The following is a 12,402-nucleotide window of genomic DNA, read 5'->3' as shown; positions in this document are numbered from 1 at the left end:
GTACAGCTTACGGCTAGCTTCCTAGTTTGCTTTTTGATTTTCATTGACTATAAACACAAGAAAACTCAGACCAATTCGTCTGAGTTTTTTTATGATCTTAAGTTTTCTAGATAGCGCTGGGCTGTCTCTAAGTTAAAGGTTTTATCTGCGATGAGGCGCTCAACGAGGGGAGCAACTTCAGACTCACTAGCACCAGCTAGGAGAGCTAAGGATTTGGCCTGTAGTTTCATGTGGCCTTGCTGGATGCCCGTACTGACCAAGGCTTTGAGGGCCGCAAAGTTTTGGGCAAGACCGATGGACACGATAATCTGAGCTAATTCCTTGGCTGAAGGATTTCCTAGTAGTTCATGACTGAGGGCTACACGAGGATTGAGACCGATAGAGCCACCTTTTGTAGCTACCGGCATGGGCAGTGTCATCTCACCGACCAATTCTTCTCTTTCCATGTCCAGCGTCCATTGACTAAGACCTTGATAGCGTCCATCTCGACTGGCAAAGGCATGGGCCCCAGCTTCGATGGCACGCCAGTCATTACCAGTAGAAATCAAAATGGCATCAATACCATTAAAAATCCCTTTATTATGAGTAGCCGCTCGATAGGGATCAACCTGCGCAAACTGGCTAGCCGAAGCTATTTTCTCCGCAATTTCTCGTCCTTGGTCCCTTTGGGGACTCAAGTAGCGAAAGGCAATGCGACAGCTTGCAGTCACCAGAGAATCGGTCGCGTAGTTGGACAAAATACCCATGAGACTCTGTCCCTGACTGAGTTCTTGTAAGACTGGTTTCAAGGCTTCTAGCATGGTGTTGAGCATATTGGCTCCCATGGCTTCTTGGGTATCAACATGGAGATAAACAACGAGAAAGTCTGTTTCTCCTTTGATCTGCTCTACATGCAAATCACGCGCCCCGCCACCACGTTTGACGATAGAAGGATAGGCTTGATTGGCAAGTTCCAAGAGTTCGGCTTTCTTGCTGGCAATCTTCTCTTGCGCTTGTTCAGGATCAGCAACGTGGTAAAGAGCTACCTGACCAATCATCTGGCGCTCATGTACTTGAGCAGTAAAGCCACCTGCTCGCTTGATGATTTTACTGGCATAACTAGCCGCAGCAACCACTGAGGGCTCTTCTGTCACATAAGGAACTGTGTAGTCCTGACCGTTCACCAAAAGTTCTGGAACGATAGAATAAGGCAGAGAAAAAGTTCCCACTACATTCTCACTCAGCTGGTCTGCAACAGCCAAGCTGACTTGTTCATCCTGCTCCAGACTGGTTTGCTTTTCAGGACTAAGGAGCGCCTGAGCTCGCAATAACTCAAGGCGCTCATGGTATGATTTTTTAGAAAATCCATTCCAACTTCTCTTCATTACTTTTCAACCTTGCTATAACGGCGTTGGTGGTCGACAATTTCAACCAAGGCATAATCTTGATGTTCATAGCCTGCAAATTGGGCTGAACCAGACTCATCCAACTGCAATTCTTCGAAGAAGACTTTTTCATAGTCTGCAACTGACAATGCTGTACGTTGCTTGAGTTTGCTCAAGCGATCCTTATCAAGGTAAGTTTCATAACCTTCGACCAGCTCTCCACTAAAGAACTCTGAAACCGCTCCACTTCCGTAACTGTAGAGGGCAATTTTATCTCCAGCCTTCAAAGTCTCTGCATTTTCCAAAAGAGAGAGGAGGCCGAGGAAGAGAGAACCTGTGTAGATATTCCCAATCATCTGACTATAGAGAATGGACTTATCAAAGTTCTCTTGCAAACTATCCTGTTTTTCTTTAGACAAAGTTTTGTCCATCATCTTGCGCAAGCCTTTTAGGGCCAACTTAGGATAAGGCAAGTGGAAGCAGATAGCCGCAAAGTCATCCATAGTCCAATCATAGCGTTTCTTGTATTCATCCCAAGTCGTTGTCAGGCAATCAAGATACTGTTGGGTCGAGTACATGCCATTTACATAAGGAGTGCTTGAATAGTTCGGACGCCAGAAATCCATGATGTCGCGTGTTTGAGCAACATTATCATTGTTAAAGGCCATGATGCGCGGATTTTGGGTGATCAACATCGCTACACTTCCAGCACCCTGAGTTGGTTCACCTGGAGTTCCCACACCATACTTGGCAATATCACTGGCAATGACCAAAACCTTAGACTCTGGAGAATTTTCCACATGCAATTTAGCATAATGAAGGGCAGCTGTTGCTCCATAGCAGGCTTCTTTGATTTCAAAGCTACGGGCAAAAGGCTGAATGCCTAATAGGCCATGAACAAAGACTGCCGCTGCCTTACTCTGGTCAATCCCTGACTCGGTCGCCACGATGACCATATCGATTTCTTCTTTTTCTTTGTCTGTTAAAATGGAGTTGCTTGCACTAGCTGCCAAGGTAACAATGTCCTCAGTCAGTGGCGCAATACTAATTTCATTTAACAAGAGTCCCTTGCTAAATTTTTCGGGGTCAACTCCCCTCGCTTCTGCTAAGTCTTGTAATTTCAAGACATATTGACTGGTTGCAAAACCAATCTTATCAATACCGATTGTCATATTTACCTCTGTTTTTTCATTCATTGTAAAAAATCGTTTCATTCTATTTTATCACAAATAGGGACAAAAGAGAGAAAAAAGACTTGATTCACCAAATCAAGTCTTTGCTTTGACTGCATTAGGAAGAGATTCTTCGTTGCTTTCGGATGTAGTAATAAAGCTTTAGAATTACCGTTCCACTTGCCATTCCGATAGAAATGACCAGAGCTAACATAACCACCAAAGTCGCGCTGGCAAGGGCATGGCTGTAATCGCCTGTCACAAAGAAAGCTGTCGTTCGATAGGATAAATAACCTGGCACCAAAGGGGCAAGAATGGCCAAGACAAAAACCACTGCTGGTGTCTTATAGACAATACTTAAAATCTGGCTGATGCAAGAGCCAATTACTGCCGCGATAAAGGTCGCAACAATAACATTGGTCGGTTCTTTGAGCACGAGATAAAGGAGCCAAACGCCCATTCCCAAAACACCACCAGGCAAGAGCATGGAACGCTGGACATTTAGTACGATTAGAAAGGTGATAATGGCGAGCAAACTCGCTACTGCTTGGAGTAAAATACTTGTTAGAGTCATCTTATGTCATCAAAACCAGGGCTACAGAGGTGCCGGCCCCTAAAGCGAGGGTAATGAGCAGGGATTCAAACATCTTGCTCATACCAGAGTTGATATGATTGGTCATGATATCTCGAACCGCATTGGTCAGAGCAATACCTGGAACAAAGGGCATGACGGCTCCTGCTATGATCAGGTCTGCCGTCGAAGGAAATCCAGTATAGCGAGCCCAGAGCTGGGCAATCAAGCCAAAAACAAAGGCACCCGCAAAAGCTGTTACAAAAGGAATTCGGATAAACTTCTCGACATAGAGAGAGAAGGCAAAACCAAATAAGGTCGCAATAGCTGCGCCAAAAGCGTCATAGACATTGCCCCCAAACATAATCGAGAAGAAAGGGGCACTGAGGGTTGCTGCTACAGTCACTTGGAGCCTGCTATAAGGAAGGGCTTGATTTCTGATTTCCTTCAGCTTTTTAAAAGCTGTAGAAAGATCGATCTGACCGCCCACAAGTTCTCGAGATACTTGGTTGACATCACAGACTTTTTCGATGTTATAGGAGGATGACGTCACCCGTTTCATACGAGAAATATTGGTGTTTTCAATCGAAAAGAAAATAGCCGCGGGCATGGCAAGAACATTGCAATCCACTATTCCCTGTGAATGGGCAATGCGAATCATGGTGTCCTCAACCCGATGAATCTCCGAACCACTTTTCAAGAGAATGGTTCCAGCTAGCATAATCACATCAATGACAGCATTTAACTCTTTTGATTCGTCCATTTTCTACTCCTATTTTCTACTCCCTTTATTCTATCACAAAAGTTCATGAAAAAAAATCTTTGTCATGATTTCATGACAAAGATTGGGTTAATTTCGTTCATTACTTGACGTTCTACTGCCATCTGAAGAATCCGTTGTAGGGTTGCTACCTTGATTGTTACTCTGTGAAGGCGTCGTGTCTGTTCCTGAATTTCCGTGTTGAGACGAACTTGATGAAGAAGGAAGTGGTTTTGGTTTATAAATAGAAATCTTAACACGTGTTTTATTGAGATCTACCTTTTCTCCAGGTTTAGGGTCCTGACTAACAACTGTTCCTGCAGTAGTTCCTTCAGGAGCAGTTGATACTTCCACAACTTCGATATTGGCCTCTTTTACACCAACAATCTGAGTCAAATTGTTCTTAGTAAATTCGAGACTTGAACCAATGTAACTTGGCATCGAAACGCTGGTTACCTTCTTAGCAACTGTTAAGGTAATCGTGCTGGCTTTCGTGAGATCGTAAGTGCTTCCTGCAGCTGGGGTTTGCCTAATGACTGTTCCTGGATCGCTTTCGCTAGATTCCTCTTCCTCGATCTTAATGAGGTTTTCTGGAACCTTTTTCTCTTTGAGCTCCGCGACAACATCCGAGGACTTACGTCCTACATAGTTACTTAGTTGGAAGGATTGCTTACCTGATGAAACGATTAGATTTACTTTGCTTCCTTCTTTTCGACCGCTTCTAGCTTCTGGATCTGTTCGAATGACGCGACCTTCGGCTACTGTGTCGCTGGCCTCTGTCTTTTCTTCACCTACTTCAAAATTAGCTTTCTTCAGTGTCTCTTTAGCTTCAGCAACTGTCTGTCCCGATACATCTGGAATAGCAATAGTCGCTGGAGTTCGGGAGAAGATCCAAATCAAAGAGGCTGCAACTAGCAAGGCACTGGCCAGTAAAATCATGTAGCGAGCTTTAAACTTCCGTTTTTTCGCTGGTTTTGGTACTGGTGCTTCATCTACCACCTGCTGAGTCTGCTGTTTTGATTGAGGTCGCTCTAATTGTGGCTTAGCCTTCGGAATAGAGGTCAGAGTGCTTTGTGGAACTTTAGGCAAGGTCTTGGTATCAACCTTGCTTGCCTCATCAAAGACTAGCTTTGGTTCTCTCCTACGATTGTGAGACAAACAACTTGACAAGTCCACATACATTTCTGATACAGACTGATAGCGATCTGTCAATTTCTTGGCCGTTGCCTTGATAACAACATTTTCCAAAGCTTGTGGTACTGCTGGATTCTCAGCAATAACAGATGGAAGTGGTTTTTGGAAATGCTGGAGGGCAATAGTCACTGCACTATCCCCATCATAAGGGATATGTCCTGTCAACATCTCATAGAAAATAATCCCCATAGCATAGATGTCACTCTGCACAGTTGCCTTGGAACCACGGGCCTGCTCAGGTGAGAGATAGTGGACTGAACCGAGCATGGAGTTAGTCTGTGTCAGACTGGTCTCTGCAAAAGCCACGGCAATCCCAAAGTCTGTAACTTTGGCAGTTCCATCTGGTGTCAATAGGATATTTTGAGGTTTCAAATCTCGGTGGATAATCCCTCTCGTATGCGCCAGACGCATCGCCAAGAGAATCTGTCCCATAATACGGACGGCTTCTTCGTTTGAGAGAGGGGAGTGTTCTTTGATATAACGTTTGAGATCAAGCCCTGCCACATACTCCATAGCCAGATACTGCTGACCGTCTTCTTCACCGATATCTGTTATTCGAACGATATGGGGATGATCCAGATCCGCCATGGCTCTCGCTTCACGTTGAAAACGTGCCACAGCAATCGGATCTGTCTGATAGTTAGTCCTCAGGACCTTAACCGCCACTTCTTCCCCGTCTAGGATCAAATCCTTGGCCAAGTAAACATCCGCCATGCCTCCTCGACCAATCTGTTTGATAATCCGATATCGTCCGGCAAAAATCTTGCCGATCTGGATCATTCTACTTCCTCCTCATTCATGTGAACAAGGGCAACCGTGATATTATCTAAGCCTCCTGCATTGTTTGCAAAACGAATCAAAGTTGCCGCCTTGTCTGCCAAGGAAATATCACTCGTTACAATATCGTAGATATCGCTTCCTGAGATCATATTGGTCAAGCCGTCACTGTTGAGCAAGAGGTAGTCTCCTGGCTCTAGGCTAACCATGCCAAAATCTGGTTGAATTTCATCTTTTTGCCCAATGGATTGGGTAATGATATTTTTCTGTGGATGAATTTCTGCCTCCTCTGGAGTTAGCTGACCAGCCTTTAGCAGAGCATTAACCAAAGAATGATCACTTGTGAGCTGGCGATAATTTTCACCACGGATCAAACCGATACGAGAATCACCGATATGGGCATAAATAGCTTGATTTCCAATAATGGCTACTGCTTCAAGCGTTGTTCCCATCCCCTTATAGGCTTCGTCTTTCCCCATCTGATGAATTTTTTGATTTTCAAGTTCCAGATAGTGGGCAAACCATTCACGGACCTCATTGACGGTGTCGATTTGGGTATCAACCCAAGCCACGCCCAGGTCTGTTACCGCCATCTCACTAGCGATATTGCCTGCACGGTGTCCTCCCATCCCGTCAGCCAAGAGGATCATGGTGCGCCCTGCTCGGTTGACAAAGTGATTGACATAGTCTTGGTTATTTGTTCGTTTCTGACCAACATCTGTTAATAATGCTATTTCCATTGTGTCAGTTCCTTCCTAATCAGATATCTTGCGGAATTGGCTGATAAAGAATCCATCACTTCCGTACAATTCAGGAGTAATTAAGATACAGCCGTCCTTCAAAATATCCTTGCATTCATGTTCTAGTTTAACCTGCTCAAACTCGGGGTGACTTTCTAAAAATGCCTCAACGACGTGAAAGTTTTCCTCTGAGACGATAGTGCAGGTACTATACGTTATTATACCACCTTTTCGTAAGGTTTGACAAACACTACCTAGTATTTCCAGCTGAATTTGCTGTAATGATGCGAAATCCGCCATTTCTTTATTGTATTTGATATCTGGTTTGCGACGCAAGAGTCCAATCCCAGAACAAGGGGCATCTACTAAAATCTTATCAAAGGAGTCCTTTTCAAAAAACTCATGTACCTTTCTGGCATCCAATTTTTGCGTTTGCACCCGATCCGCCACACCCAAACGTTGGGCGTTTTCTTGGATCAAATCCAACTTGTGATCATAAAGGTCCAAAGCTGTCACCTTACCAGATGTGAGGTAAGAAGCCATATGGGCTGTTTTTCCACCCGGAGCCGCACAGGCATCTAGAACCCGCTCATCTCCTTGTAAATCAAGAGTGGGAGCAACCAGTTGACTAGATTCGTCTTGGATGGTAATGGCTCCCTCGGCGAACAAATCATGTCCCGCAAAGTGTCCCTGCTCCTTGACCAGACCAGTGGCCGCTAAAGGGGAATCAGTTACCTCTAACAAAGCTTTGATTTCCTCTTTTCGGCTTAAGTCGGTCACTCGTATGCTGGCTTTGCTGCGCACCAAGAGGCTTTCAAAAATGGCTTGTGCTCTCTCTTCACCGTATTCTTCCTTGAGTTTAGACACGAGCCAAACTGGGAGAGAATAGGCAATGGAATCACGCTTGTTTTTGCGTTTGATACTGTCAATGTCTGGCCAGCCTTCTCGCAAGATACGACGAAGGACGGCGTTGACTAATTTTTCACTGCCTTTTTTACGCGCTTTGGCTAGTTCCACTGCTTCATTAACAACAGCGTGATTAGGAATCTTATCCAGATACCGAAGTTGGTAAGCGCTCAGAAGGAGCAGGATATAGAGCCAGTTATCTAGCTTATCCCGGTCTTCGATAAAGTGGGACAGGTACCATTCCAGAGTCAGTTTTCGGGCTACCGTACCGTAGACAATCTCTGTCACCAACCCCTTATCTGTTGCTGAGAGGTGACTGCACTTGAGGTGTTTGTTTAAGGCAATATTGGAGTATGCTTGGTTGATAAAAACATCCTCTAATACTGCTAGAGCTAGACTTCTAGCCGTTTCTACTTTAGTCACCAAATCGTTCTCCTACAGTCAATGTCCGTCCAACTCCGTTGAGGAAGGAAGCAATGTCCATCTTAGGCTTCCCAGCTGGCTGCACTTGCTTGAGAGATAGAGCTCCTTCAGCCGTTGCGACAATCAATTCCTTTTTGCCAATAGAGAGGATCTCACCTGGATTTCCCTGACCTTCTACTGGTAGGGCTTCATAAATCTTAAAGCGGTCTCCTTTAAGAAAAGTATGGGCAACAGGCCATGGATTCATCCCTCTGATTTGGTTAAAGAGTTGGCGATTGGTTTTAGTCCAATCCAGTTTCTCTTCCTCTGGCTTGATATTTGGCGAGAAAGTGACTTGACTAGGATCTTGTAGTTCAGGTTGGATTTCTCCTGCTAGGTAGCCAGGTAGCGTATCCAAAAGCAAATCGCGACCAACGATTGCCAATTTTTCAAACAAGGTGCCGACATTGTCCTCGTCTGTGATAGGAATGCTACGACGGGAAATCATATCACCTGCATCCATTTCTTTAACCATTTCCATGATGGTCACACCAGCTTCCTCATCCCCTTGAATCAGGGCATAATGAATGGGAGCTCCACCACGGTGTTTGGGAAGAAGGGAAGCGTGAACATTGACCGCAAAGTCCATGCTATCAAGGAGTTTACTTGGGAGAAATTGCCCAAAAGCAGCAGTGATAATCCCATCAGCTCCTAGCTTCATAATGTCTTCCATCTCTGGACTTCCAGATAATTTTTCAGGTTGGTAGATAGGAAGACCTGCTTCTTTGGCGGCCTGCTTGACTGGGGTTTCTTGGATCACTTTTTTACGGCCAACAGCGCGGTCTGGCTGGGTCACAACAGCCAGAATCTCGTAACGGTTGTCTGATAACAACCCCTTCAAAACTGTCGCTGAAAAATCAGGTGTCCCCATAAAGATTAGTTTTGTCATTTCTTCTCCTTCTTATAAAAATTGCTGCGGTTCGTGGTCAATGCTGAGACGAAGCTCGCTATTTTCACGTTCTTGAGTCAAGGCCAAGACCTGATTGAGGGTTGGACCCAGCTCATCTTCTAAACGGTATTTAATCAAAATCTGGTAATGATAAAGGTTGTGGGTACGGGCGATTGGTTTTGGCGTTGGTCCAAGGATTTTACTAGTTTCCGATAAACCTGATCGCAAAATTCCCATGACTTCATAGGCACGTTTGACGACCTCTTCTTCTTTCTTGTGAGAGAGGGTAATCCCAATAGTGAAATAATAAGGCGGATAGCCGAGTTGGCGTCTGATACTCATTTCATAGGCATAAAAACCTTCATAGTCTTGGTCTTTGGCAAATCGAATGGCATAGTGCTCCGGATTGTAAGACTGGATCAAGACCTGCCCAGCTTTTTCCGCACGGCCTGCACGGCCTGCCACCTGAGTTAAGAGTTGGAAGGTTCTCTCGGAAGAACGGAAATCAGGCAGATTCAAGGCCGTATCCGCATTGAGCACTCCGACCAAGGTCACATTTGGAAAATCCAAGCCCTTAGCAATCATCTGAGTTCCCAGCAAGATATCTGCTTCACCTTGGCCAAACTGGTCAAGAAGAGCTTGGTGACTGCCTTTCTTACGGGTCGTATCCACATCCATCCGTAGAATGCGTGCCTGAGGAAAGAGCTCTGCTAGCTCATCATAGGCTTTCTGAGTCCCCGTCCCGTAGTAACGAATACTGCGGCTTTGACAGTTGGGACAGACATGAGGAATCCCCTTTGAAAATCCACAGTAATGGCAGTTCATGGTCTTGGTATCCATGTGGAGAGTCAGAGAAATATCACAGTTGGGACAGCTATCTACCGTTCCACACTCCCGACACATAACAAAACTAGAATAACCCCGACGGTTGAGCATGAGGACTGCCTGTTCTTTTTTATCCAAACGGTCTTGGATGGCTTCTAGCAAAGGAGGGGTAAAGTTTGATGTCTCATTTTGTCCGATATAGTCCCGAAAGTCAATCACTTGAACCTCAGGAATAGTGGCTAAAGGATTGGCCCGTTGGGTTAGCCGCAAGTGTTGATAGACACCTTTTCCAGCCCGCGCACGGCTTTCCAGACTTGGTGTCGCTGAACCAAGGACCAGGGCTGCTTGATTGTACTGGGCCCGTAGAATGGCGACCTCTCTAGCATGATAACGGGGATTGCTGTCTTGTTTGTAGCTAGCTTCATGCTCTTCATCGATAATTATGACGCCTAGACTTTTCAAAGGTGCAAAGATGGCTGATCTAGCGCCAATAACAACTTGGGCATCGCCGCGCTCAACCTTGCGCCATTCATCGTACTTTTCACCACTGGACAGGCCTGAGTGAAGAATGGCCACTTTCTCGCCGAAACGAGCAATGAAACGCTCTGTCATCTGCGGCGTCAGAGAAATCTCAGGTACCAGCAAAATGGCCGTCTTGCCCTTGTCCAAGGCTCCTTGGATGATCTGTAAGTAAACCTCAGTTTTCCCACTTCCTGTAATTCCTTGGAGGAGGAAAGGAGGCTGTTGACTGCCAATAGCACTGACAACCGCATCACGTGCCTGTCTTTGTTCAGGATTCAATTCCAAAGGTTGGCTGACTTCAATGCCTTCAAAATAAACAGCTGAGCGTTGCACTTCCTTTTGGACTATGGACACAGCACCTTGTTCCACAAAGAAGTTGACTTGCTCCCGCGAATAAGACTCTAACAAGCTAGCCAGAGGAGCACTTTCAGGATGAGACAGCAAATAGTCTCTCAGCTCTGCCTTTTTCTTAGCACGGGTAGAAATCTCAGTCTGCTCTAGTCGATTAGCATCAACCTCATACCAAGACTGGGTCTTGACCTTCTTTTGATCGACTGCCTGGTATTCTAAACGGAGTAGCCCTTTTCTAGTCAAACGCATCATTTCTGCCTGTTTGGCAAAGTCTAGAGAAGAAAAGGCTAGCGAAGCTTCTGAACCAAACAAACGCTCTTTGTCTGCCTGACTCAGACCTTCCAGAGGATAGAGAATCTTATCATAACTAGAGTTTAAAAATCCCGGCAACATGGCTTTTAGAATGGAGATTTTGTAAGAAAAGACAGACTTGCGTAACTCCTCAGCCAGCCAGAGTTGCTCTTGAGTCAAGACGGGGGAAAAGTCTAGCACTTCTGCAATCTCCTTCAAGTCCTGATCAGCTACTTCTCCCGACTGGGACTCCAAACCTAGCACAATTCCTTGGATCAAACGATTGCCCTTGCCGAAGGGGACATGGACCCGCATACCGACTTCCAGCATCTCTACAAATTCTTCAGGGACCTTATAACTATAGGGCTGGTCCGTCTGCATCAGGGGAACATCCACGATAATCTTTGCGATAGCCATTTTCTCACCTCCTTCTTGTCAGTAAATTCTTGCAATAGAAAAAATAAGATTGAGTCCCCCCAACCTTAAATTTTTTCACCATCTTCTTTTTCTTTAGCGATTTGCTCTTTGATTTTCTTTTCTTCTTCTTCTTTGCGGCGTTTTTCTTCTTCGATACGGAGACGAACCGCTTCACGTTTTCCTTCTGGATCTGGGTGAATCGTAACGTTTCCAGACTCGATTTCTTCTAAAGCACGAAGAGTTGATTTTTCAGACTTAAACTCTTGAGTTGCTGGCGCGCCTGCTTCTAGTTCGTGGGCACGCTTTGCTTCCAAGATTACGAGTGAATATTTTGATGGCACCTTGTCTAGCAAGGTATCAATAGAGGGTTTTAACATCATTTGCTTGTACCTGTTTCCTATAGTTTATCGAGTAGTTGGAGATTTTGGCAACATCTCCTGGTAATGACCAATGACACGGTCCACACGGAAGTGTTCTGCTTCGATCACACGCTTGACACGTTCAGCAGCGAGGGGCACCTGATCGTTGACAATGGCATAATCATACTCACGCATGAGGGCAATTTCTTCCTTGGCTTTTTCGATTCGTTGGGCAATCACTTCCGCGCTATCTGTTCCACGACCTACCAAACGATCTTGCAATTCATCCAAATCTGGTGGCGTTAGAAAGATAAAGACGGCATCTGGAACCTTTTTCTTAACCTGAAGGGCTCCTTGGACTTCAATCTCAAGAAAGACATCGATTCCCTTATCCAGAGTTTCATTGACATAAGTAAGAGGAGTTCCATAGTAGTTACCGACATATTCTGCATATTCCAACATCTGGCCTTGACGGATCAGCTCTTCGAACTCTTCACGAGTACGGAAGAAATAGTCCACCCCGTCCACTTCACCAGGACGTTGCGCACGCGTCGTCATCGATACAGAGTATTGAAATTGATTCTCAGAACTCTCAAAAATCTCTCTTCTAACCGTTCCTTTCCCAACTCCTGAAGGACCAGAAAAAACGATTAGCAAGCCTCGGTCTGCCATTATGTCTCCTTTAGTTAGTCTGTGAAATAAAGTGAAATTTCTCTCGGATACTGATGATAAAGTCAGTTATCCTCCTACAGTCTTTCTATCTAGTGTAACAAAAAAGCAGTAATATTTCAACTGCTCTTTC

Annotated in this window: 11 protein-coding genes; all 11 read right to left on the bottom strand. The window is 45.2% G+C overall.

All coding sequences use genetic code 11. The annotated features are described in order from the left end of the window. Nucleotides 1-89: 89 nt before the first annotated feature. On the bottom strand, nucleotides 90-1,364 hold the full coding sequence (locus I6G42_RS04265) for a hydroxymethylglutaryl-CoA reductase, degradative (protein WP_038804826.1): 1,275 nt from the start codon (nucleotides 1,362-1,364) through the stop codon (nucleotides 90-92). Next, nucleotides 1,364-2,536, bottom strand: coding sequence for a hydroxymethylglutaryl-CoA synthase (locus I6G42_RS04260; protein WP_038805611.1), 1,173 nt, complete (start codon nucleotides 2,534-2,536; stop codon nucleotides 1,364-1,366). Before I6G42_RS04260 ends, I6G42_RS04265 begins: the two co-directional genes overlap by 1 nt. Nucleotides 2,537-2,654: 118 nt before the next feature. Beyond that, the gene (locus I6G42_RS04255) at nucleotides 2,655-3,110 is read right to left on the bottom strand and encodes a threonine/serine exporter family protein (RefSeq protein ID WP_038804825.1); all 456 of its coding nucleotides are present in this window, start codon (nucleotides 3,108-3,110) and stop codon (nucleotides 2,655-2,657) included. A gap of 1 nt (nucleotide 3,111) precedes the next feature. Then, nucleotides 3,112-3,870, bottom strand: a complete 759-nt coding sequence (locus I6G42_RS04250; protein WP_038804824.1) for a threonine/serine exporter family protein — start codon at nucleotides 3,868-3,870, stop codon at nucleotides 3,112-3,114. Between the two features lie 87 nt (nucleotides 3,871-3,957). Further along, entirely contained in the window at nucleotides 3,958-5,841 is a 1,884-nt protein-coding gene (gene pknB / locus I6G42_RS04245; protein ID WP_038804822.1) for a Stk1 family PASTA domain-containing Ser/Thr kinase, read from the bottom strand. Then, nucleotides 5,838-6,578 (bottom strand): Stp1/IreP family PP2C-type Ser/Thr phosphatase, encoded by a 741-nt coding sequence (locus tag I6G42_RS04240; protein ID WP_038804821.1) that lies wholly within the window; start codon nucleotides 6,576-6,578, stop codon nucleotides 5,838-5,840. The genes pknB and I6G42_RS04240 overlap by 4 nt, the downstream gene beginning before the upstream one ends. Before the next feature lie 15 nt (nucleotides 6,579-6,593). Further along, nucleotides 6,594-7,907 carry a 16S rRNA (cytosine(967)-C(5))-methyltransferase RsmB gene (gene rsmB / locus I6G42_RS04235; RefSeq protein WP_038805610.1) on the bottom strand — a complete coding sequence of 438 codons (1,314 nt, stop codon included), beginning with the start codon at nucleotides 7,905-7,907 and terminating at the stop codon, nucleotides 6,594-6,596. After that, on the bottom strand, nucleotides 7,900-8,835 hold the full coding sequence (gene fmt, locus I6G42_RS04230; RefSeq protein WP_000163668.1) for a methionyl-tRNA formyltransferase: 936 nt from the start codon (nucleotides 8,833-8,835) through the stop codon (nucleotides 7,900-7,902). The genes rsmB and fmt overlap by 8 nt, the downstream gene beginning before the upstream one ends. A 12-nt stretch (nucleotides 8,836-8,847) precedes the next feature. Then, complete coding sequence (locus tag I6G42_RS04225; RefSeq protein WP_038804820.1) at nucleotides 8,848-11,241, bottom strand: primosomal protein N'; 2,394 nt, start codon at nucleotides 11,239-11,241, stop codon at nucleotides 8,848-8,850. Nucleotides 11,242-11,306: 65 nt separating this feature from the next. Then, nucleotides 11,307-11,621 (bottom strand): DNA-directed RNA polymerase subunit omega, encoded by a 315-nt coding sequence (gene rpoZ / locus I6G42_RS04220; protein WP_002874282.1) that lies wholly within the window; start codon nucleotides 11,619-11,621, stop codon nucleotides 11,307-11,309. Nucleotides 11,622-11,645: 24 nt separating this feature from the next. Continuing rightward, complete coding sequence (gmk, locus tag I6G42_RS04215) at nucleotides 11,646-12,272, bottom strand: guanylate kinase (RefSeq protein WP_000775041.1); 627 nt, start codon at nucleotides 12,270-12,272, stop codon at nucleotides 11,646-11,648. Between the last annotated feature and the right edge of the window lie 130 nt (nucleotides 12,273-12,402).

The organism is Streptococcus oralis, from assembly GCF_016028255.1.
GTDB lineage: Bacteria > Bacillota > Bacilli > Lactobacillales > Streptococcaceae > Streptococcus > Streptococcus oralis_AC.
Note: the sequence above shows the minus strand (reverse complement) of the source record. Positions and strands in the feature narration are given on the sequence as shown.

What these genes read in the sequence shown, in the direction of transcription:
- I6G42_RS04265 (WP_038804826.1), bottom strand. Translation starts at nt 1,364, where the DNA reads ATGAAGAGAAGTTGGAATGGATTTTCTAAAAAATCATACCATGAGCGC.
- I6G42_RS04260 (WP_038805611.1), bottom strand. Translation starts at nt 2,536, where the DNA reads ATGACAATCGGTATTGATAAGATTGGTTTTGCAACCAGTCAATATGTC.
- I6G42_RS04255 (WP_038804825.1), bottom strand. Translation starts at nt 3,110, where the DNA reads ATGACTCTAACAAGTATTTTACTCCAAGCAGTAGCGAGTTTGCTCGCC.
- I6G42_RS04250 (WP_038804824.1), bottom strand. Translation starts at nt 3,870, where the DNA reads ATGGACGAATCAAAAGAGTTAAATGCTGTCATTGATGTGATTATGCTA.
- pknB (WP_038804822.1), bottom strand. Translation starts at nt 5,841, where the DNA reads ATGATCCAGATCGGCAAGATTTTTGCCGGACGATATCGGATTATCAAA.
- I6G42_RS04240 (WP_038804821.1), bottom strand. Translation starts at nt 6,578, where the DNA reads ATGGAAATAGCATTATTAACAGATGTTGGTCAGAAACGAACAAATAAC.
- fmt (WP_000163668.1), bottom strand. Translation starts at nt 8,835, where the DNA reads ATGACAAAACTAATCTTTATGGGGACACCTGATTTTTCAGCGACAGTT.
- I6G42_RS04225 (WP_038804820.1), bottom strand. Translation starts at nt 11,241, where the DNA reads ATGGCTATCGCAAAGATTATCGTGGATGTTCCCCTGATGCAGACGGAC.
- rpoZ (WP_002874282.1), bottom strand. Translation starts at nt 11,621, where the DNA reads ATGATGTTAAAACCCTCTATTGATACCTTGCTAGACAAGGTGCCATCA.
- gmk (WP_000775041.1), bottom strand. Translation starts at nt 12,272, where the DNA reads ATGGCAGACCGAGGCTTGCTAATCGTTTTTTCTGGTCCTTCAGGAGTT.